The organism is Agathobacter rectalis ATCC 33656, assembly GCF_000020605.1.
Classification (GTDB): domain Bacteria; phylum Bacillota; class Clostridia; order Lachnospirales; family Lachnospiraceae; genus Roseburia; species Roseburia rectalis.
In genome coordinates this window covers 1163753-1186198 of record NC_012781.1, presented here as the reverse complement: position 1 = coordinate 1186198, position 22446 = coordinate 1163753, and the positions used below count along the sequence as shown (strand labels likewise).

General features: G+C 40.2%; 27 protein-coding genes. All 27 read right to left on the bottom strand.

The genetic code is table 11. The features are described from left to right. Positions 1-122 precede the first annotated feature (122 nt). Positions 123-1118 carry a site-specific tyrosine recombinase/integron integrase gene (xerA, locus tag EUBREC_RS05795; RefSeq protein WP_012742165.1) on the bottom strand — a complete coding sequence of 332 codons (996 nt, stop codon included), beginning with the start codon at positions 1116-1118 and terminating at the stop codon, positions 123-125. 211 nt (positions 1119-1329) lie between these two features. Further along, positions 1330-1473, bottom strand: coding sequence for a hypothetical protein (locus EUBREC_RS17710; protein WP_012742164.1), 144 nt, complete (start codon positions 1471-1473; stop codon positions 1330-1332). A gap of 156 nt (positions 1474-1629) precedes the next feature. Next, complete coding sequence (locus EUBREC_RS05790; protein WP_012742163.1) at positions 1630-1911, bottom strand: hypothetical protein; 282 nt, start codon at positions 1909-1911, stop codon at positions 1630-1632. A 283-nt stretch (positions 1912-2194) separates the two neighbouring features. After that, positions 2195-2911 carry an SGNH/GDSL hydrolase family protein gene (locus EUBREC_RS05785; RefSeq protein ID WP_012742162.1) on the bottom strand — a complete coding sequence of 239 codons (717 nt, stop codon included), beginning with the start codon at positions 2909-2911 and terminating at the stop codon, positions 2195-2197. Positions 2912-3355: 444 nt separating this feature from the next. Further along, on the bottom strand, positions 3356-4954 hold the full coding sequence (locus EUBREC_RS05780) for an SGNH/GDSL hydrolase family protein (RefSeq protein ID WP_012742161.1): 1599 nt from the start codon (positions 4952-4954) through the stop codon (positions 3356-3358). A gap of 3 nt (positions 4955-4957) precedes the next feature. Then, positions 4958-7000: a phage tail protein gene (locus EUBREC_RS05775; RefSeq protein ID WP_012742160.1), complete on the bottom strand. Its 2043-nt coding sequence runs from the start codon at positions 6998-7000 to the stop codon at positions 4958-4960. Then, positions 6997-7719: a hypothetical protein gene (locus EUBREC_RS05770; protein WP_012742159.1), complete on the bottom strand. Its 723-nt coding sequence runs from the start codon at positions 7717-7719 to the stop codon at positions 6997-6999. The genes EUBREC_RS05775 and EUBREC_RS05770 overlap by 4 nt, the downstream gene beginning before the upstream one ends. 9 nt (positions 7720-7728) lie before the next feature. Further along, positions 7729-10179, bottom strand: coding sequence for a phage tail protein (locus EUBREC_RS17270; RefSeq protein WP_012742158.1), 2451 nt, complete (start codon positions 10177-10179; stop codon positions 7729-7731). Between the two features lie 46 nt (positions 10180-10225). Continuing rightward, entirely contained in the window at positions 10226-10789 is a 564-nt protein-coding gene (locus EUBREC_RS05760) for a Gp15 family bacteriophage protein (RefSeq protein ID WP_012742157.1), read from the bottom strand. Continuing rightward, positions 10782-11180 carry a hypothetical protein gene (locus tag EUBREC_RS05755; RefSeq protein WP_012742156.1) on the bottom strand — a complete coding sequence of 133 codons (399 nt, stop codon included), beginning with the start codon at positions 11178-11180 and terminating at the stop codon, positions 10782-10784. Before EUBREC_RS05755 ends, EUBREC_RS05760 begins: the two co-directional genes overlap by 8 nt. A 17-nt stretch (positions 11181-11197) precedes the next feature. After that, the gene (locus EUBREC_RS05750) at positions 11198-11686 is read right to left on the bottom strand and encodes a hypothetical protein (protein ID WP_012742155.1); all 489 of its coding nucleotides are present in this window, start codon (positions 11684-11686) and stop codon (positions 11198-11200) included. Positions 11687-11690: 4 nt separating this feature from the next. Further along, a complete protein-coding gene (locus EUBREC_RS05745) occupies positions 11691-12137 on the bottom strand; it encodes a hypothetical protein (protein WP_041253968.1) in 447 nt (148 codons plus the stop codon). After that, entirely contained in the window at positions 12112-12480 is a 369-nt protein-coding gene (locus EUBREC_RS05740; RefSeq protein ID WP_049757226.1) for a minor capsid protein, read from the bottom strand. The genes EUBREC_RS05745 and EUBREC_RS05740 overlap by 26 nt, the downstream gene beginning before the upstream one ends. Then, positions 12480-12911, bottom strand: a complete 432-nt coding sequence (locus EUBREC_RS05735; protein ID WP_012742152.1) for a hypothetical protein — start codon at positions 12909-12911, stop codon at positions 12480-12482. Before EUBREC_RS05735 ends, EUBREC_RS05740 begins: the two co-directional genes overlap by 1 nt. Next, positions 12911-13246 carry a hypothetical protein gene (locus tag EUBREC_RS05730; RefSeq protein ID WP_012742151.1) on the bottom strand — a complete coding sequence of 112 codons (336 nt, stop codon included), beginning with the start codon at positions 13244-13246 and terminating at the stop codon, positions 12911-12913. Before EUBREC_RS05730 ends, EUBREC_RS05735 begins: the two co-directional genes overlap by 1 nt. Before the next feature lie 18 nt (positions 13247-13264). Next, complete coding sequence (locus tag EUBREC_RS05725) at positions 13265-14260, bottom strand: major capsid protein (protein WP_012742150.1); 996 nt, start codon at positions 14258-14260, stop codon at positions 13265-13267. A gap of 12 nt (positions 14261-14272) precedes the next feature. Beyond that, positions 14273-14866 carry a phage scaffolding protein gene (locus EUBREC_RS05720; RefSeq protein WP_012742149.1) on the bottom strand — a complete coding sequence of 198 codons (594 nt, stop codon included), beginning with the start codon at positions 14864-14866 and terminating at the stop codon, positions 14273-14275. A 176-nt stretch (positions 14867-15042) separates the two neighbouring features. Then, complete coding sequence (locus EUBREC_RS18155; protein WP_408629360.1) at positions 15043-15144, bottom strand: cysteine-rich KTR domain-containing protein; 102 nt, start codon at positions 15142-15144, stop codon at positions 15043-15045. Positions 15145-15291: 147 nt separating this feature from the next. Continuing rightward, a complete protein-coding gene (locus EUBREC_RS17705; protein WP_167527326.1) occupies positions 15292-15447 on the bottom strand; it encodes a hypothetical protein in 156 nt (51 codons plus the stop codon). 58 nt (positions 15448-15505) lie between these two features. Next, complete coding sequence (locus tag EUBREC_RS05715; protein WP_012742146.1) at positions 15506-15724, bottom strand: hypothetical protein; 219 nt, start codon at positions 15722-15724, stop codon at positions 15506-15508. Continuing rightward, positions 15714-17288 (bottom strand): phage minor capsid protein, encoded by a 1575-nt coding sequence (locus EUBREC_RS05710; RefSeq protein ID WP_012742145.1) that lies wholly within the window; start codon positions 17286-17288, stop codon positions 15714-15716. Before EUBREC_RS05710 ends, EUBREC_RS05715 begins: the two co-directional genes overlap by 11 nt. Before the next feature lie 10 nt (positions 17289-17298). Beyond that, positions 17299-18681 (bottom strand): phage portal protein, encoded by a 1383-nt coding sequence (locus tag EUBREC_RS05705; protein ID WP_012742144.1) that lies wholly within the window; start codon positions 18679-18681, stop codon positions 17299-17301. Positions 18682-18692: 11 nt separating this feature from the next. Continuing rightward, complete coding sequence (locus EUBREC_RS05700; RefSeq protein ID WP_167527325.1) at positions 18693-20024, bottom strand: phage terminase large subunit; 1332 nt, start codon at positions 20022-20024, stop codon at positions 18693-18695. After that, on the bottom strand, positions 19999-20850 hold the full coding sequence (locus EUBREC_RS16605) for a terminase small subunit (protein WP_012742142.1): 852 nt from the start codon (positions 20848-20850) through the stop codon (positions 19999-20001). The genes EUBREC_RS05700 and EUBREC_RS16605 overlap by 26 nt, the downstream gene beginning before the upstream one ends. Positions 20851-20879: 29 nt before the next feature. After that, the gene (locus EUBREC_RS05690) at positions 20880-21428 is read right to left on the bottom strand and encodes a hypothetical protein (RefSeq protein WP_012742141.1); all 549 of its coding nucleotides are present in this window, start codon (positions 21426-21428) and stop codon (positions 20880-20882) included. A 12-nt stretch (positions 21429-21440) separates the two neighbouring features. Continuing rightward, on the bottom strand, positions 21441-21722 hold the full coding sequence (locus EUBREC_RS05685; protein ID WP_012742140.1) for a keratin type I cytoskeletal 10: 282 nt from the start codon (positions 21720-21722) through the stop codon (positions 21441-21443). Then, positions 21716-22348, bottom strand: a complete 633-nt coding sequence (locus EUBREC_RS05680) for a DUF4417 domain-containing protein (RefSeq protein WP_012742139.1) — start codon at positions 22346-22348, stop codon at positions 21716-21718. Before EUBREC_RS05680 ends, EUBREC_RS05685 begins: the two co-directional genes overlap by 7 nt. Between the last annotated feature and the right edge of the window lie 98 nt (positions 22349-22446).

Here is a 22446-nt window from a genome sequence, read left to right as displayed (position 1 = left end):
AACCGACACCATTTCTGGTATCGGCTCTCAGGCTCTAATGTATCTTTCTTCATCTGTTTTGTTATTTTTAATTATAACACAAATTTAATATAATTTCTCTACTATGTTATCATTTTTCTACATTAAACAATACATTTTCTGTGATTGTTTTTCACGTTTGCTCTTGATACCTCTGCATATATCATAGTTGTTGCAATGTTTACATGTCCTAAAATCTGTTGTACCTCTTCAACAGGCATTCCTCTATCTAGTCCATCAGTTGCCGTTGTGTGCCTGATCAGATGCGGATATAGGCGCCTTCCTATTCCAGATTTTTCACCTAGCACTCTGATACGCTTCTCTATAGCCGGTTTTTTCAACCTGCCATATGGTTTCCTGTCCGATACAAATAATGCCTCTTCGTTATCATTTCTCGAATCAAGATAGTTTCTGATGGCAATTTCAGCCTTAGCATTCAGGTATGATATTCTGTGCTTGTCTCCTTTTCCAAACAGTAAAACCTCTTTTGTCTGAAAATCTATATCAGATATATCAAGTCTCTCCATCTCTGTGACTCTGCATCCTGTGCTGTAGAATAGCTCCAAAAGTGCCTTGTCTTTCAAATTGTCACATGCATTTCTCACCTTTTCAAGTTCTATTCCTGTAAGTGGCTTTCTTTTAGGACGTTCATACTTTATTGGTTTGATGTTCCTGCACGGATTACTACCTATGTATCCCTCATTCGCAGCCCATTCAAAAAATGCATGTATGATAGTTCTTTTCGTGTCTAATGTGGAATTTGACAGATTTCTCTCCTGCTGGTTTTTATACAAGTAAACGCGAATATCATTTGTGGAAATTTTGCATATCTCTTTATTGAGCTTAAAGAAAAAATCTTTCAGGACCAAATTATATAGCTCTAATGACTTCATGCTCATTCCCTCAATTTTTCTTGTGACAAAATATGTCTCGTAGCATTCAGGTAGATATCCTGTATATGGTACCACCTCTGTATTACGCTCGCTTATCTCATAATTACTTACAAACAGAGTCAGACTTTGATACACGATGCTCAACGCATCTTCCGTTAATTTGTTTGATAATACGGCCATGAATTCATTTACAAAATGTTCACGCATAAAAAATCCTCCTTTTGTGGTACACAAAGGGAGGGAACTATGCTATAATATGCCCGAACCCTTTGTGGTGCAGGAGTCGAGCTTTTTGTTTGGTAGACGGGAGCTCGGCTCCGTTTTTTTCAATTGTCATGACATTATTATATCAAACATTCGTTCTTATGTCTCTATTTTATTTAATTTTCTGCGAAGTCAGATAATTTCAACATCCTTGTTATGTCTGTATCTCATTTTCTATTTCTTCCATCATTGCATCAAACATTTCTTCCGGAGTGTTGTAATCTAATATTGAAAACTGACTCCCATCTTCTGCTAAATGTCTGCTTTTTTCGTCTATATTTTCAGCATATTCAATCACAAGCGAATTATAGCCGCTCAAAAGTTCAACTATGTGAATGGCTTGATTGCCTCTTATACCTCATTCTTTCTTGATTTTTTGCATAAAATAAGACCTTACGTTCTTGCTCTAATTTCCATATATACCTCCATACAAATAAGAGCTGTAAATTCGCTCCTATTTGTTCTGATTTTCAAAATATTGTTTCATTTTTTCAATTCCATCCTTCAATGCTGTACTACCTTCGATAATTGCAATTCCAAGAGTTAACCCCGTAACAGATCGTTCTGTATTTCCCTTAGTGCACACGTTTACAAATACTGCAATCGCCAAGAAAAAATACAGTACTCCCTTTGCGACAAGCATATTCGCATTAGTTTTTTTGTTTTTACTAAAATTAATTCCATATGCAATTATTATAAAACATATTACGTAGGCTAATATATATCCTATATCCAATATCAGTCACTCTCCTTCCACCTCCATTATACGTCAAAAAGAGAACTACTACAAAAAATTATTTGCCGTCGACAATTGAAAACAATTCCAATATCTTTAAGAGTATAATAAACACCATGTAGTTCATACATGTCACATTATTCTGCTGAAATCCAATCATCTGCAAAAAGCTCTAGTACTACTCAAATAATTTTTCAATAATTCTATTTGCAATTTCTGTCATTCCTTTATTAGATGGATGAGATGCAACACCCTCGTTATCAATAAGTAATAGCTTAGTTAACTATAATAATGGGTAAACCATATTATTAATGATAAAATTTCTGATAATTGGCTCAATTATATATTCAACATACTCTTGTTTCCAATGAACACCATCATATGTGTACCCAACAGTATTTTGTGATAATCTTGATTTACTATATAAATCTAAAACGGGAATACCATAAAAAGTCCCCACATCAATAACGGCATCTCTATAATCCTTTAGTGTTAAGCCTAAGTTATTGGGTTTATCAGATATACTTGAATGTGTTGGAGTAATTAAAAATATGAATACCTTATAAGTTGTATAGTTACTTCCGTATTTACTAATTAACTGTGTAACAATAGATTTTAATGCACCATAAAAATTTGTATTATCAGTTGATGATATATCTCCTAATGGTACATTATTAGTTTTATCATTTGTACCACCTAATATAGAAATGATTTTTGCTCCGTTTTCCATATCTGTAATTCTATTACACATAGAATTTGCATTTGTATTTGCTATTGTAGTACCAGTAATACCATAATTATTACATTTTTTTAGGTTAAGATTTTTCTCTAAAAGGCTAGGATAAGGTTTTTCTAATCTACTGCTGCTATTTATATATCCATAAGTTAGACTATCTCCCATGCAATTCATAACCATATCCGAAAAATCTATTTTATTATTAAATAATAACATTAGCTCACTTTTAGTAATAAAATCTTCACCATATCTATTATAAAACATAAATGGTTCAAATTCTGTTTTATCTCCTTTTTCTAATTGTATATAACAGTCTGCTCCATAATTTTCATTTGCTTTGAAATATAGTTCAATAGAAACTTCTTTATTTTCAGTAATATTAAATGTAGTTTCTTTACCCCAGGTACTTAAATAAGATATTACTGTTCCACCACTTCCGAATATTCCTTGTTTAATTGAATTTTCAATAATATAAATTACCGGCTTATAAGTTCCGCTTAGTTGAGCTTCGCACGAAAGAGCATATTTTCCGTGTGTTAATGTTATTTTAGGGGTTAAAATAATTCTTCCAGTTGCATTTGCAGTTCCATAAATCTTTGTTGCTCCTGTTTTCTTATTGTAACTTATATCAATATTATAACCATTGACTGTTCTTCCTAAAATTAAATTTTTGCCATTTATTATTAAATCGTTGATAGCCCTCTTTAGTTAATCGTAATAGTTCCCGCTTTCGAAATATGTATCATTTTCTACCATTGCAATTCCAATACATTTTTCTAGTTCTGTCGCAAGCATAGCATAACCTACAGCTGTTGGATGTCCGTGTATCATGTTATCAGAATATGAAGCACTGTTGAAATATGAATATTTGTCTTGTCTTATTATCGGAATAGAATAATGATTTGCAATATTTATAATAGCATCATTAAATTTTTTAATTTGTGTTTTAGTAGCACTAGATTCAATATTTCTGATTGCTATTGTCGAAATCATTATTTTTGCATTTTGTGCTTTTTCTTTTACAGCGTTAATGATTTTTGCATAGTTGCCATAAAAAGTATCATTACCACTGTCAATATCTTCTTGTGTACCTAAATAAGATTCACCTAGACCATAATAGTCATTTATCCCAAGAGCTAAAATATATAAGTTGCATGCTTCGGAATTATTAAGTTTTTTTAAGCCATACTCTGATGTCAGCCATGTCCTTGTTGATAAACCTCCTTCAGAAAAATTATATCCTGTAAATCCATTTTTTCTTGCTAATTGCTGAATCCAAGATATTTTATATTTATCGCCAATTAGAGAGCCGTCTGTGGCATAAATTTCTCCCGATGCGTAACTATCACCAATTACACCGACATCTGTAAATAATGATAAGTTACATGATTCTTTATAATTATACTTTGTAAGTTTTTCCCAATTTTTCCAACCGGCACCATATACATTATATCTCATATAAATATCATTATCTATATCAAAAAATAATTGAACTATTGTGTTATCGGCATTTTTATTTTTTGCGAATGAAATTATTGTCCCTATCCCTGGTGCATTTATGCACTGTGTAGAAATTATGTAAATACGATTAGGAATACAATTATTAACATCGAATGAACTATCCATTATATTAATATTACTTGATTGAACCCCAAGCGTTTCAAAATCATTTAACGAATTAATTGTTTTTCTGTAGAATGTATCTAGATTTTCTACTTTTACATAACCAGTACCTTGACTCCATAATCTTATTTTGTCTGATGTTGATTTTGCTGTATAAGTAATGCTTTTATCTTTTGATAGATAATCTGTTACTGTGTCAATTACATTATTTTTATATAATAATTTAATAGCAATACCACCATTTGTTTTGTTTGTAATTTCAATCATATCACCACTAAACAAAGAATAATTGTAATCAGTATTTTGTTGTGCTGTTTTAACATTGAAATTTTTAATTTTAACTAACAGTTCTAAATCTTCCTTTAGTGAACTAACCTGTCCCCGGACTGCTGCCCCTGCTGAATTGTATATAGTGCCGTCAGCTCCCGCTCTTATATCTGTTAGTTCGGCATCACCTGTGGTTGAACCAGATGGAAGCTTTGCAAGATTGTCAATTCTCTTACGCTCAACATCCAGCTCTGTTTTAGATGCTTTTGTTAAGAGATCCTGCCTTGCCTGCAAATCCGTAGTGCCCGCCCTTCCCTCTTTATAGCAAGTTTCAATTCCAGCTGCTATGGATTCCCGCACATCTTTTCCATATCGTGCCTCTCTGATAGTGTTTAATTCATTCATAATATCTGACATACTCTAATCCTCCTTGCTTTCTTTCTGCCCTGTGATGCTGTCTTGTGTGTCAACAACCGATGTTGACTCTAACTCACTTTCTTTTGGTCTGCTGCAATATTCCATTCCCATCCCTGCCTTTTGGTATTTTTTTGTTTCGATTGACCAACTTTCAATAAGACCATTCTTTATATTTACAGTTGTTCTATCCACACTTGTAATGTTTCCGTCCTCCCAGGATAGGCCCGATATAAAAGATGTACTGCCATTTGCTGAGCATATACTCCAATTTTTAATCAGACCATTTTCAATGGTAATACCACCATTCGTGTTATCCGGAAATAATGTACCGTTTGCGCCATTGCGAATATATGGTGTTTCTTCTTTGCAAGTAGTCTCATCAATTCTTATAACCGGAATAATTTGTTTCGGATTATCCCGGTCCCGACATCCGAGTGTTACTTGGTCGCCCTGATCACACCATACTTCCAATCCTACACGTTCTGAAGATGTGTCTTTTACTGCTCCAATGCTGCCTACGTAGTTGCCGTTATCATTCCAGGCATAAAATTTCACCTGATTATTTTCTATATCCAAGGACTTGACACCGGAAGCTGTTGTTTGTGAAAATGTTCCGGTTATATGCATCTCACCTGTTTTCATGTTCCAAAAGGATTTATTCAATGCATCTTTTAATATACCTGCTGTTATCAAATCAGCAACAATAGCACCATCCATTGTCATTGCAAGTCCATATGGACCATTTAAACCTGTTGAAGAATATCCAAGACCATTGATATTCCACCGCCAAACCTTCTGTGCTGTTGCCGGATCATCAGTGTCCATGATATAAAGCTCTCTTTTAGTCTTATACACATATCCTCCCATAGCGCTTTTTATAAGAGCTGTTGTTTTATCCCTTGCTGCCTGGAGCATAGATTTTTCCTGTGGCAAGCTCTGTTCTAATGTCTTTACAGAGCTTGTAACCTGTTGTGTATATGTCTTCTTTAATGTATTACTCAAAACCACAGTATTTTTTTCCGGACTTTGCAAATATGTGGTTTTCTTCTGCAATGGAAATCTTGTATCCATTCCAAACGGATTTGCAAGAGTACGTACCACATCTCCAACCTCATATGTATCGATATCTGCATTTAGCATCGACATATCAACTGCGGTTATTTCAAGCGTCATGGTTTCATACTGATTACTCTTCAACCACTCCTCTGCTTTTTTCTTCAAATTATCCGGGTCAGTCACATCATCCCAGTGGATCACTTTCCGAATCCATCCAAAGTGATCCACTGCATTTTGGATAAATACATAATCTTTACCATCGTTTACAGATTCTATTGTGGTATATGCATCCAATCCATCTATTACACTTTGGTCTAGTCTTGCGCCTAATGGAATAACTGCAGTTGCTATATCTGTCCCAGATGTACCACATGTAAAATCTAATAAGTTGTAACCGAACTGAATAGGCTGTGCACATACTTTTCCATAATTCTCAAGTGTAACCAAATCCAAATATCTTATACCGTCTTTCTTGCGAATACGCAAATAGCCACTTAATTGATCGCATAATTTTTCCCGTAAATCTGTAAGTGTATCCTCTCTGTTAGTAAATCTGTATATACTGTCATTTGAATCTTTTACAGTCACTATTCCAACTTCAAATTGTTTTTCTTTCTCAACCTGGTTGTTGTGGATTGTAAGCAGATTAGTAAAAAACTGCAATGGGGACTGGTTCTGGTACTTCGCCTGCGGCTGGATTGAATCATATAAAAAGGCAAGCTCTCCTACACACTTCACTTCCTTTTCACCTTTTAATACTTCACTGCATTCCCTTACCTGTCCGTTAAAAATTTCATTACCGTCTTTTAAAACCTGTACCATACTTACACGATTTTCAATCTTACTGTACAGTGGGTTCGTACAAGGAACAGTAAACTCGAATGTGCCTGCATCATTTAATGCCTGTGTCAGCGTTGCATCACAAATAACAGCCTCTTTATCATTCGGAAAATATAGTGTTTTTCCATCAAGTAAAACTTCATATATCATAGGTATGCTCCTCTGTAATTTATGGTTACAATTCCAGTTCCTGTAAAACTAAGAGTTATATCATTTTCTGCTACAACTATGGCCGGGAAACGATATGTACCATCCTCCGGCATATCATAAGTTCTTCCTGCATATGTCAGTTTTAATTCATTTACATTTTTTACGGTAAAAACTGGCACCTGCGGCATAATTCCGCCTATTAATACAAGTTCTTTATTGTATTCATTTACAGTGATTTCATTATATTCACGCAGTACTCCCTCTTCAAAGTCAAACGTATCCCAAAGCCATTCTTCAGCCGTATTATAAATATCATATTTAAATGATTCGGCTGTTCCACTTAAGGTTATAGTTCCAACACTTCTTTTTGATTTGCTACGGTCAACAGACAGCCTACATACATAATAGTGACTAAGGTCATTGTCTACAATCACCTTGCATTTTTTCCCATGTATCATAGTGGCAATCCTAAACGTAACAACCTCCCATAAATCAAAATTTCCACGAAGAACAAACTCAAATGTTACATTGCTTCTATCCTCATATAATACCCTGCCAAACACCTCCGACAAATCAATATTGCCAGAGGCGCCTGGTACCGAAATATAATTGGTTTTTGGGTTCGGGAATGGAATCTTAAGTGCTGTCATTTTAAGTCCTAATTCACTTGTATGAAATGAATCAGTTTCTGTCATTATTTTAATTCCAAAGTTTCCCATATACTCTCCTTATGTTCTCACTGTTGCAAAATCGCCCAATGCAGCATCTACGTGAGGTGCTATAATCTTTCCTGCTCTCTTGCCATCAATATTTACACTCATGCCTTTTAGTGCCCTTGCTGTAGCCTGTGCCTGCGCATCATAGTCATATACCGCATTGTATGTGGCCGCGTATGAACCGCTTCCCACAAAGTTTGCTTTCATGGTAGATTCATTTGCCTTAATAGACTTATTAAGCGTATCGTAAGGATTGTAGTCTGCTATAGGTTCATCCATGCCGGCTACGCACATTTCTCCAACCCACTTAAATTTACGTGACGGAGAGTGGATGCCAAGCGCATCCTTGAATCCTTGTAACAGTTTTCCTGCGAGGTTGCTGACTTTCTTTGTCAGTCCACTCCATGCTCCTTTGATGCCTTTCCAAAGACCTGATACTATATTTTTTCCTGTACTCATAATTTTGTTCGGGAGATTTGCAAGTCCGTTGACTACCGAATCGAACAGTCCTTTTGCGGCTGCTTTTCCTTTTTCTCTCATGTTAGAGCCCCATTCTACAACCTTGCCAAGCGCAAAGCCTATCCAGTAAGCTATTTTATCCGGAAGTTCCGATATGAACCCAACTGCTGCAGTTATCATGTCTGATATAGCCGTTGTAACTGTTGTGTATACGTTCTGTCCCCACTCTAGGAGTTTTCCGGGAAGTTCATTAAACCAGTCAAATATCGACTGGATAAAGTTTGGTATGGTTTCTGTGAAGAAAGCAACTATGTTGTCCCAGCTTTCTCCCATTCCATCCTTCACAAAATTTATAACCTCGGCTCCCAGTCCAAGCCAATCGTAATTAACAAAAGCTTCAACTATCGCGGCTATTATCTGCGGTATTGCTGCCAGTATATCCGGTATGCATGATAAAATTCCCTCAATAAGTTGCAACAGAAGTTTAAGACCACACTCAATGAGTACTGGGCCATTATTTAACAGCCCCGCTACCATGGACTGGATAATTCCCGGCAGATTCTGCAGTAATACCGGCACGGCCTGTATGATTCCGTCTATCAAGTTGCTGAGTAGGTCGGTTCCCCATTTGATAAACTCCGGACCGTTCTCCGCCCAGAAAGAATTAATATTTGAAATCAGGTCTGTAATTGTCTGGACTATGTTTGGCAGATTTTCAGCAATTCCGTTTACAAGAAACTCTATGAGTTCTTTGCCGGCCTCTATAAGATCCGGTGCTGCATTTATCAGTGATGTAACTATTGTCTCGATAAGCTGTGAAGCAAACTCAACAATCTTTGGCAGTGCTGACACCAGCCCCTGTACAAGCTGTACCACAAGCTGTGTAGCATACGAAATCAGCTCCGGAAGATACTGCATCAGTCCCTGTCCCAGTGCCGATACCATCTGTATTCCCGCGTTTATCAGTCCCGGAAGAGTCTGCATTATAATCTCCGGTACCTTCTGTACTATGACTGGAAGCAGTTTCTCTATCAGTTGTCCCAGTCCTGTTAGTGCTATCTCTATACGAGGAAGCATGTTCTCAACAGCTGTGGATGCAGTATCAACGAAATTCTGTACAAGTGTATCAAAATCTGCATTATCGTCTGCCATTCCAACAACAAGGTTCTCCCACGCTGCTTTTGCACTGTTCAACGAACCCTCAATAGTGGTTGCAGCTTCTTTTGATGTGGTACCGGCAATACCTAAGCTCTCCTGCATTACAGAAATGGCATTTACGATATTTCCAAACGACAGACTGCTTTCATCTACAGTCACACCAAGTTTCTGCTGTACATCAGTCATCTGTGAAGCATCCTTGATGAGTCGCTTCATTTCTTCCTGTGTACCGCCATATCCAAGCTTTAAGTTGTCAAGCATGGTATAGTTCTGCTTTGCAAAGCCCTGGTATGCATTCTGGATATCATGCATGTTAGTACCCAGCTTGTTAGAGTTATCTGACATATCCGTGATAGCTCTGTCTGCATAATTTGCGGCTTTTTCAGTATCTCCTCCAAGTGACTGTATAAGGCTTGCACTGAAGCTTGTTACAGTCTCCATGTAATTATTGGCTGAAAGGCCTGCAGTCTTGTATGCGTTGTTGGCATTGTTGAGCATAGTGGTCTGTGCTGTCATCAGGGAGTTATACTTACTCTCTATCTCTCCCACTGTCTTGCCTGTGGACTGTGCATATTCTTCCATGCTCTGTCCGCCTGCTCCAAACAGTGTCTCAACTCCTCCGACCATCTGCTCAAAGGTTGCATATCCTTCCACTGACTTCTTTACCAGTGCAGCCGCCGCCGTGGTACCTGCTGTGACTGCAGTTCCGACTGCTGCCGCCCCTACCTTTGCAAAGGTTCCAACCTTGGCCGATGCACCGGATACCATGCTGTTCATGTCCGATAATCCGGACTTAAGCTGGCTGTTGTCCAGCAGTGTTTTAATTATTAATTTTGGGTCGCTCATTGCCAGCTCCTTTCTTAAGGCTCTGGCTCTAAGGCTCCGGCTCTATCTATCCTTCGAAGTATTTCTCAAACTCTTCATCTGCAGCTTTCTCTTCCTCTGTCTCCTCATATGGAGGCATCCAGGCATCTTTGAGTGCACGATACATCTGCGCCTCGTCTTTTATTTTCTCGCCTGTATATGCACGGTACCCCATGATAGCCGACAGCCTTGTGCTGTCAGGAAGTCCATTCATGAGTGCAATAAACTTGTGCCAGTGCATATCCGTAGAAATAAGGTCTATGTGATATGCCTGCATGAATGCAGCATAGATGTAATCTCCGTCTATGTCGTAAAACAATACATCTTCACCATTATCACGTTCGTAATGCGGCACTACATTCTGCGGAAAAGCAAATTCAAGGATTCCTGAATAATCATCAGTCTCTGAAAATGCCGGGATATCGTCTTCAAACAGATATTTAATATTCATGGCTCCCTTGTATCCCATTTTCTTCCACGCTTTAAAATCCTGTGTGAATCTGATCCATACCCTGTAATCTGTCTTTATTAAAAAAGCTCTGCCACCAACCACGATGGCATCCGGCAGAGCTTTACTTGTTATATTAATCATTTTCTTTGAGGGCTCCCTGAAGCTTGTCCATGCCCTCTGCGATGTTTAACATCTGCTGAATCATAGGGTTTCCGAGCACCTTAAGGTTTTCTTTCGCGACTGCTTCCCTGTCGGGCCTTGCAAATCCGTCAAGAACACCTCTGTATGCGGCATCTATCTCGCCCAAGTCCATCTCCGCGATATTTGAGATGTCGTTAGACTCGAAGATTTCCTTTGCGTTGTCTTCCCCCACCATTTCAGTAATGAAATTAAGCTTATTTTCATACTGTGTTCTGGTGGTGATTTTTGAATCCCTGCAGAGCTTCTTGATTTTTTCAATCTTCTCCTCTACTGCAAGAGTCTTTTTCGGAAGCTCGTACTCCCTGTTATGAATCTGTAATGTGTATTCCATGTTTTTTCACCCTTTCTTTATTTATCTGCTGTGAATGTCGGTGTGCCGTCCGTCATGGTGGCTGTTCCGTTTGTGATTCCACCGCCGAAGATGATCTTAAAATCAAGCTTCTTGTCAACTGCTGCCAAATCCTGCATTGAGATAGTGCTGTCTGTCTCCCAGGCTTTGTATCCTCCATCTGTTCCCGGTTCCTGCATGAAAACAATCATACACTTTGTGTGTGCAGCATCTCCGGTTCTGCGCTCGTAATAATACGGCCACATCATCTCATAGTCTTCAGAGCCTTTGTACATAACCAGGTTCTGGTCAATAGATGGCTTATAATCCTCCACCTCTGTAGTCGGTGACTCGTCAGCAATATAGTCATATTCTGTTTCAACCGGGTTCATCGACAGCGTGAGAGCGTCAGATTTCTTGATTCTGACGTACTTTGTGCCGTTATAAAGAAATAATGCAATTTTATGTTTTTTTACCAGCTCCAAGGCTGTCTTTGCTGCTTCTGGCATCGCTTTACCTCTCTTTCAAATATGTTAATTTTATTGTTACCTGATAAATAGCACTCGTATCCTCCTGTGATGTGATGGATGCCGAGTCTGATATGCCTATCTCGAGTGCCGTCATGCCCTCAGGCAGTTCGGGATAGTCCTCTTCAAGCTCTTTTTCCTCAATCCACTCTGAAAACTCATCCAGTGACGCGTTATTCTCTATTCTCACATCGTCTTCCTGTGTAGGTCTCCTTGCAAAGAGGTTATAGTACTCTGTTATCTGTCTGCTTCCGTCCTGGAACTCAGTCTCGCTTCGTTCCGGTGTCTTGTACAGGCTGTATGCGCTTATATCACCCTCAGGTGACTTTATGAAGTCCGTGAGGATATCTGAAAAATCCATGCCCTCATACCTTTTCAGGTACTCTGTGAGGCATTGACCTATCGTTTTAGTGGTCTCCCATCTGTTCGGCAATCTTCTGTGCTCCTTTCAGTATCTTCTCGCGTCCACCACCATTCATCATATGCTCAAACCAGTATGCTGTACGGCCTCCCTGATGGTGCATCGGTATATAGTACTGCTTTCTCGCATACGGCATATTGTAGACAATTTCACCGCTTCCAATAGTTGTATTAAGAACTCCGTTGTCTCTGAGTGCACCTGTATCAAACGGTACGAACGGATCCATTCTTCTCAAACACTCTGAATCAATATACTGCTGCACCGGTCCGTTTGTATCTATGCCATATTTTTCCACGGTCTTTAAGTGTGACGGCCAGTCTTTCATTGATAAAGCAAATTTAAATGTTCCACCCACTATCTGCACACCACCTTGTAATGCTTGAGCAAATCACCCTCTGTATTGTCTGAGAGTGATATTATCGTGCCTGATTTCTGATAATCTGCCTGAAGCTGTGATATCTTGTACTCCTGTGATATTTCTTTGAAGCACTCTCCGGCAACTATGATATCTTTGTTCCCTCTTGGGTTAAATGTGAAATAGCCCTCTATTTCGTCTACAGAGAGCTTTGAGTATTCCACTGCATCAATATATGCCTTTGTTCCAAAATCGGCTGTATCCGGCACAATAACCGTCAGAATCGGTGTGTAAATGACTGCCCCGCTCTGGCTTACCGTCCTGTCAGAAGAGTAATGGTACTCTACTCCATATATCACTGTTCTCTTCCAGATATCTTTTCCGTCACTGCCCTTATGTGCGTTGTAAACTGTTATGGTCTTGTCATTCACTAAAATGCACCTGCCAATCTGGTTCCTATGCCCTTGTAGATGATTTCATCTATGGACTGCTGCACCTGTTCGGGGTTTGTGATGGCATATGATTCAGAATATCCGTTATTATTCACGGATGTTACTGCTCTGCCTGCGACTGCAGGCTGATTTGTCCAAAGGAAATTGCACAGCTTAAATACTGTGTCCTGTGCCCGCTCCTTTGGAATCTGCATATACGGCTTTGCAATCCTGTTGTATTCTGCTTCTGCCTGTGCCTCGACAGCTTCAAACTGTCTCTGCGGTACCACTGTAGGAAAATGGGAGCTGTAATACTCCCAATTGATAATTGACATATTATAGCTCCCTTCTTTTTACGCTGCTTTCTTGTCGAGAATCTTGATACCTGATAACTTACCGGCCATCTTGCTGTTTTTGAGGACAGCTCCGGCAATAAGCTCTACCTCACCCTTCTTTACTGCTCCAGGAGCTGAAAGATCAGGAAGATATGTCTTAAGCATCTTTGAGCCATCCACTGAAATACCATGGAAAGCGTCAAGACCAAGCTTTGCGGCATAGATGCTTGTTGTTCCATATGCTGACTCTGTTGGAGCAGTTGTGTCTACAACATCCACTGTCTTTGCGCCGTCATAGTACTGTCCGGCATCTAAAAGAGCGATTCCGTTATATGTCTCTACATAGTTACCGAAATCATTCTTTGTTCTGTCGTAGTATCCGGCTCTTCGTGCTGCTGCCCTGATCTTTGTGAGCATCTTTGTGTTCATCATAAGGATATCAGGCTTTGCAGCGAGTAATGCGATAAAAGCATCAAGCTCATCAAGCAATGCGTTATAATTGCTGTTCATTGCTGCTGTTGTTGAAATATCTACATCTGTCGAAGCCTCTGTCGACTTTCCTGCAAGGATTTTCTTTAATCCGTCGAAAGTATTTGGAATATATCCTGTTCCTGACGCTGCAGATGTTCCGTTAATTACAAGATTGTGGAAATAGTTCGCTCCTGCGAGCGTTTTCTGCTTGATCTGGAAATCAAGCTCGTTAATCGCTCCTGATGTCTGAGCGATTACACGGTCGATTTCAAATGAACCGCCGAGAATAACAGGGCTTGCTGTCTGTTTGGTTCTCTTTGCCTCATTCGGTGTGTATTCCTGGTTGATCTGACGGATACCGGCTGTTGATGGTGTCTCAAGTCTCTGGTATCCATATACCAGATTACTTCCACCTGTCGGTGAAATGGTATCGTCAAATGTAAGCTTATCAAGTAATACCGAGTCTCTTCTAAACTCGTCAATTACCTGCTGGTCGATTTTATCGGCATAACCGACTTTTGCCTCTGCAAGTGTAAGTGCCATAGTCTTTCTCCTTTACTTTTTGTAATATTCTTTGAGGGCACTTGAGATACTATCTGTGGTATTCGGGTGACTGCCATCTCCAATATTTCCAATTGGATTTCCTCCTCCCTTAACCTGTGGTTCAGGCTCTCCAAACAGCATCTTACTGTCCTCTGCCTCTGTGAGCTTCTTAATAGCTGCGGCAATGTCCTCTTTCTGGTTCTTTGACTGCATAAGCGTATCAACATCCAGTAATGCGGTAATTGCCTTTGCATTCTTACCATGTGCGCCTGTGATGGCATCTTTTATCAGATCATCAAAGTCTCTCTGAGCTTCCTTGTCTTTATATTCCTTCTCAATGCGTACGTTTTCTGCTTTCAGGCCGTCAATCGTCTTATTGAGTTCTGTCACATCCACGTCTTTGAACGCATCCAGCTTGGTCTGCAGGTCTTTCATGGCATTATCATTGGCCTTGATGGTCTCATTGGCCTGGTTCAGGCTTTCAACCTGCCTATTGTAGTCATTAACTGTCTTGTAATTCTCAAGAACAGACTTCTCAAAGTCCTTTTTCTTGTCCTCCGGCATCTCTATGCCAAAGTCTTTCATGATCTTAAAAATGTTCTCCATGGTATCCTCCTAAAATAATTTATTAACCGCATTTTCTGCGGTAGGGAATCGGAAAGAGCAGGATTGCACTGCTGCCGGCTGAAAAAACGGATTGAAAAAAGTACCGACATGCCCTCAGGATGCACCTTTCCGCTAAAATATAAAAAGAGCCAAATAACTAAATCACTTGGATCTAATTATTTGGCTCTTGGCTCTATTGTGATAATTGATTCTTTTTTACATCTCTTGCAGTATCCCGGGAAATTCCTCAGCCTTGTATCATTTCGATACTTTATCATCTTCGGATATCCACATTTAGGACACCTGTACCAATATTCTTCTGTGGACATTTACTCACCCCTTAGTCTGAGTATATCACATTGTCCTGAATATTCAAACAACTTTATATGCCCGGAGTATTTTATTTTACTCCTTTGGCAGCTTTGTTAATCAAAATTTATCATCATTCCGCACTTATCGCACTTGAAATTATGTGTTGTTTTTGGATCATGTTCAGTTCTAAATATTCCGGTTTTGCACTTTGGACATATAACCTCTTTACCAGCTCTTAACTTCTCAAAATCTATCTCGGGTTTTTTCATTTCGGCTTCCTCCATTTATATTCCGGATATCTCTGTCTTACCGACTTAATAATATCTATTACAGAATTACATTTTCCAAATCAATATCAAGACCAAACTCTTTTAAGTCAGCATCTCTTGCTTTAAGCTCATTCTTAATGGTGTCTAATACCTCATAATAAGCCATTTTCCTGCCTTTGTAAAAATCATCTTCGGGATTTTCTTTTGCCTCTGATATTGCATCGTTTGCATTATCCAGCACTCTTGAAACTATGTATTTAAATTCATCACTCATCATAATCCCCCCTGTCTTTCAATTCTTTAATTCTATCATTTATAGATTGATTAAAATTTCTGATTTCTTTATTCCAGTGTTTAATCAGCCCTTTTTGTTCTCTCTCGTCTTTATTATCCCAGTCCGAAACATATGCTTGTGGATTTGATATTTTATCTTCATGTTCAGCTATACCGGTCTGATACTTTCTAATCACTCTTTTAAGAGAATTTGAGCTTTGATTTACTATATCTTTCTCTGCAAAATACTGCAGGTTCAATTTCATTGTACCATCATTTGCAGTATTTTCAAGCTTATTTTTAATAGCTGTTGTTTCTGTTTTTGTAGCATTATGTGCTTTTATTGTCTCCGTCCTGTTAAGGTCACTGCTGCCCTTTACCACCCTTAACCTGTTATCTTTCGGGCTTATTCCCATCTTGTGGGAAAACTTGTGGTATTCCTTCACCTGTTTCTTTATCTGTGACTGCAGGTCTCCTGTCTCTCCGCCTATGGACCTCATGGCTTCAACTTCTCTCTTGGTGGCTCTTATCCCTCTCTCCATAGCCCTCTGTTTCTGTGTGGCTGAGTAATAATCGTACATTTTGCCGTTATATTCTTTCGGTTCCGGTTCATCCGGCCATGTGTTTGGTTCGTTGATACCCTCGAAAAACGGATAGAATATATGACGGCAGTTTACTCCGCACAATCCGTCTGCTTCTCCGTAGTGGCACTCTGAGAATGGTGGATATTTCTTATTCTTTCCGGAGCGTGAGTATATCTTACCCTGCCAGACGGCATGTGACGGACGTGCCCCCCAGTGTTTTGACACTTCCACGAGGTCCGTGTTCATAATATCACAGTTTCTGTTGCTTATCCTGGCCGAAAGCTGGTGAGCTGATGTTCTTACACACATTCTTACTGCAGTATCAAGCTGGTAAGTGCGTCCGCTGGCATAGTCTACACTTCTCAAACCACTCTTTGCCATCTCCCGAACTGCCTGTTCTACTGCTGCATCATAGCTCATTCCACCTGATACCATATTCATCAGAGCTTTATCCAGTGTACGTATATATGCATTCTCAAGACTGGTAAAGTCATGAGGTCCTTTGAATCCCATTGTCCTTGTGAGGTTCTTTAGCGTGCCCTGTGTGGCTATGCTCATCTCCTCTATGAGCTTTACTATGCTTGAATCCTTTGTGAGTGTCTGTCCGGCCTGATGCCACGCATACAGGTCACGGTTAAAAGACATGTCTCCGGCTTCGGCTATTATCCGGTCTCCTGCCTCTTCCGCTTCCCTCTCCATCTGCCTGATGGCTATCATGACATTCCTTTTATACTGTTTGGTCTCATTCGCCACCATCTTTTTGTATTCCGGGTCTGCATTAAGTATTCTCATGACTTCAACACGGATTTTCTGTGTATCGTATCCGGCCCGCCTTAAAGCCATGACCTGAAGCTCTGCTGTCTCTGTGAATCGCCCTGTCTTCTTGATTCGCCTGGCAATATCCGCTATTATATCCTGCTCAGATGCCTGTATGAGTGCAGCACCTTTGTCTCCAAGCATTTCCAACTGGTTCTCTGTCAGCATTTAGTACCTCCTAGTCCTCCTCTTCCGGATCCGGCTCCTCCTGTGCGCTGTCCAATATCTTCTCTGCCTCGTCTCTTTCAATATTCAGGCTCATCATAAGGTATCTGATCATAAACTCAGGTATCTCAGAGAACGACATTGCATCAGCTCTCATGTTGCTCATCTGTGTGGTCTTATCCTCGACATATGAATCATCAAAATCTATGCAGACCTCTTTATCTATGTCGTATGATGTCTCAAGAAACGTATTGGAAAACCACAATACAGCCCTTATTATGCCGGTGATATAGTCTACTGCCTCTTTGCGCTGTTTATTCAGCTCCTGCATTGCATCCTGACGCTCTCCGATATACTCCGTTGCTGTCTTAATCTGTCCGTTCTCGAAGGTGTACTTTTTGGAGCCAAAACCAAATGTCATGGAAAAGAGGCTCAGGCACAGTTCAAATGACTTTGTAATCTCATCAACTCTTATCTGCGGATTATACTCCTGTATTATGCTATTTGCATTCGGGAGCTTTTCGCCCAGGAATACAAATAATTTCTTCAAAAGAGAGCTCTTTGGTCTCATTTTGCCTGTCTCAGGATCTATTCCTACAATTGCCTCATTCGTGAGCACAAGTTTTTCGCCCTTTTCAAGGTCTGTGGACAGTATCATGTTGCAGAGATCTATTTTCTTTAGTGTCGGTATTGCTCCGTACACCTTTGGATAGCCAAATCCATCCATGTACCGGATATTATTGACCTCTGCCACCCTCATTACTGCAAACGGCTTTACATCTCCCAGTATGATCCAGTAAGACGACAGTTCTTCTCCATTCTCATCGAACACAAATGTATCTGCACGGTAATTTCCGTCCTCTCCTCTGGTGAACATGACCATTGTTGTCCTCTTTTTATCTCCCTGATAGTCATTCGCTGAGAAACATGCCTCTATTACATCATCATTTTCCACCAACAAAGGTGTATAGCTCTCAGCGTAGCAGTATGTTATGCGGATTTTTCCGCCTGTTGCCTTGCCGTTATCAAGATATATGGCATCTTCCAAGCGTATGTATGCTGCCACTGTGCCTGTCGCACTCATATGCTCAAGCTGTTTACGGTACATCACGTTAAATCTGTTATCATCCAGCATCTTGTTGACTGCTGCCGTCTGCTCTTTCGTACCCATGTTTATATTTATGATTTCACACAGGTTTGCATCATCCGCACATCCTCTCTTGGCAAAGCCCATACGCTCTATCTCATACTGTTCTCCCTGTATAGTGGTCCTTTTATGGAAATCGTCTATTATCTCATTCCCGTACCACATATTCGCCACATTGATATAGCCGTACGGCTTTGTATTTATCCTGTATCCCATTTTCTTTATCTTTGCCTCAACACAGCTTTCCATCTATTTCCTCCTTATCTGTCTAAGTCTATATACTCTATAAAATCAAGCATCGTGTAACACAGTGCATCCCACCAGTCATTACAGTTTCCTATGTTCTTATCCTCCGGGATGTTGGGGTGCTTCTCATCCCACTTGAGTGTGCCTATTGCCTTTCTTAGGTTCACACACCTCTTATGCACTTTCATTCTGCCAGTATTGAGCAGGAGGTCTACAGTTCTCGGTCTCTCTGATATCTCATTCTTCCGGCATCCTGCTATATGATCATACCGAAGCCCATCTTTTTTTGCTGCGCTTCGCAGCGAATTTATCATTGTTGTGCTGGCAGAGTCCGGAAATGTCCAGTCTATACGCTCATACTTTGCTGCACATCTGCGATAAAACTCTATATACTTGTCACAGATGTTATTGGCATCTATATCCGGGGACAGCTCCAGATAGTCCTCTTCCACAGGATAAATAAAGTGATACCCTCTAAAATACAGTGAACACACCATTGTGGTCATGGATCCATTACCTCCGAAGTCCATGCCTATTATGACCTTACTCGGCCTTGGGAACAGCTCTCCGTCCTTGTTATATTTCAGTATTGAGTCATCACATAGATATGGGATATTGTTCTCTTTAAATTTACGGAATATAATGCCCTCTGCTACAGCTCTCTCGCCTTTTATATCCCGTTTGTACCACACAGTGCCTTTTTGGTATGTTTTAAGGACCGTCCTGATTTTCTCATCAGACATGCTCATGTTATCTACCAGGGTGAAATGTCCATAGTTATATCCGTAATTTTCATCATTCGCCTGCTGCTCCTCGTGGAATTTCAGTATTTCGGTATAATACCAGTGTTCCTCTTCCTTTGGGTTCAGATCATGGAATATCTTACGGTCTGTGCTGGAGAGTGTTCGGTCAAATACCTCTTTCAGAAATTTCTGATGACACTCGTTTGCCTCTGTGACATATGCCATTCCATATGTATTACCCTTTATAAGCTTCTCATCTCCGTCTTTTCCTCCTCCGGACACGAGCACTATCTTCTCTCCGGTCTTTGTCTGGACATATACGCAGTCCCTGTCCTTGTATTTGCCCTCTCTGCATCTGCCTTCGAAGTAATTGAGCAGTCCATAGCCATCACAGTCCAGTATATTCAGCTTGGCCGTGGCACTTGATACTCCTGCCACTAAATGAATTTTATTCTTGTGGGTTTCCAGCAGACTGCAGAATATCAGGGTCTGTAATACGTTTTTTCCGCCTCTTTTTCCACCTTCTGCTACGTTAAACCAGCTATTTATGCACCTCTGCATATATTCATATTGTCTTTCACTCAGTGGTGCCGGTCTGTTCACTCTCCTCATCCCCCTCCAAGTCCTCTATCTTCCTGTTTGGTACCGGATTTTTCAATACATCCGTTATTATCTGCATATTGGCCAGTATCTGCTCGGCAGAATCATCCTTTACCTCTGCCCGCTTCTTGTCAAACTCAGCTTTGTATTTATCATCCGGATGCATGAGAAAGTACTTCGTCAGCCAGTCTATTGCTTTCTGCTTATCATACAGGCTCAGGCTGATATCTCCTTTTACTGTTTTTGCCTCTCTCACGAGCTGGGTATCTGTCTGATCTGAGTCTTTCCAGACGATTTTATCCCCCTTTATTGCGTAATAATCTCCTGCATCCGCGAACGCTATCCTCATCTGCAGCTCCACAAAATCTGACTCTTTTGCAAGCAACTGCTGCCTCTTTAACTCTGTCAGATACTCTATTTCACTTTTTACCTCCACATTTTTCAACAGTTCATATCCATGTGCTCTTGCTGTATTCATGGAACATCCATATGCCTTCTGATAGCTCTGTGTGGCATTGAATGTCTGGCTGTATAAAAGACAAAATAATTTTTTTCTTTCATCTAATGCCGGATTTTCGGCATCATTGAACACCTGTTCTTTTTCTGTTTCATCAGAGACTGCTGCACCTTTGATTTTTTGTATGCACACTTTTTTATTTTTGTGTGCACACTCTTTTTTTGCATCTCTACTATTGCGCTTTTCTCTTACCCAGTTATATCTCTGCTTCCAGCTTTTCACGGTGTTGACGCTTGTCTCGTACTTTTCCGCTATCTCTTTGTACTTCATTCCGGCTATGTAATCCAGCTCTGCCTGCTCATATTTTTCCACGTCTTCACCTCGCTTTCTGTATGTCTATATCACTTTGGTTTTCCACTGCTTCCAAAATACCATGATGCAAAATTATCACGATTTTTCTTGTACCACCTGTCGTATGTTGATGTCCTTGACGATGTGTATTCATCATCTGCTTTCCTGACAGTTTTCTCCGCCTTTACTGGTGCCACCTCTTTGCGACGCTCGTTAAGTGCATTTCTTGCTTCCCTGGTTGCCTTGGCTTCGTTGTATAGCTTCGGATTCTTTCTCAGCTCATCTGCGTTTTTCAGTGAACGTATTTTATAATTAAGGGCGATGCTCTTATCCATGAGATAGTTGCCTGCCTTTTCAAGTTCTTCTCTCGTGGTGAATTGCTTGGCAAATTGTTCACCGGTTAGCTTTCCGGAGTCAATGTCATGCAACTTGCTTTCCATCTTTGAGTTTTTGATATATCCATCTTCTCCCCCGGTCTTTCGTTTGGCGCCATTGTACATAAAACGGGCTTGTTTTTCGCCAGGTGCTGTATTTGACCATCCTCCACCAATGCCACTGCTGCCGCCTCTGCCGCCAAAATATTGTAGGTTTATATCCATATGCTCTCCTTCCTAGAGATTTATGTACTTATACCCGTTTTTCTTGGCATATTTGACCGCTTCATCTCTTGTCTTAAAGCTCAATCTCACATCGTCTTGTGTTTTTATAGGTTTTTTATGATAATTTCCATCTTCATCCCAGTTCATCAGTACATTTCTTTTACCTGTCATGTAAAAACTCTCTCTGGTCGCCCTGCCGTGTTCGTCCGGTTCTTTCATCCTCGTTATCGCAACTGTCCCACCTAAACCGCCACTGCTGCCACGTCCTCCAAAATACTGCAAATTCATTACCATTGTGCTACCTCCGCTTTATGGAACTTCTCACTGAAGCTCTCTATGTGTACTATATTGCCTTTACATTCCTCCGGTACCCGGCCATAGAATATGATCTGCGCCGGATCCAGTCTTTTTATCATTTCCTCGTATCCCTCTAAGAATATTTTCTTTCTCTCTTTGCTGTTTTGTGTTCCCAGTGAGCTTATCGCTACAACGCTCTGTGTAGGCTCTCCATCAAAGCACCACTCAAATGACTCACTGCTGCTCCAGCATATTGTCGGAATTACCTTTATTCCGCTCTCCTGCCAGTAACGTGCAATCCAATGCTTACGATAATGGTTATATATCTGCATTGCCATTGGGAAATCTGTGTACAGGCTGAAATCAGGTGACAGCACGTACCTGAACCGTCTAAGCATTTCTATGTATCTGTCCGGATATGTCCACACCCGGTTAAATTGATAATCGTCCAGGAAGAAGTGTACTGCTTTATTCTCCGGATGCTTCTCGCTTTTGGCATAATTAAATCCTATAAAGTCAGCTTGTTCGAATTGTGTTTGGTTTATTGCCGGGATATCATATTTCCCCTCTCCCGGAAATCGCATTATCTGGATATTCTCGTAGTTTCTCGTCTCTCTATACATCTTTTCCCTCCGTAAAGAAAAAGAGCCATACACCAGCCGATTTCTCGGTTAGTATATGGCTCTTGGCTCTATCTATCGTCATTATATCATTTTGTCCT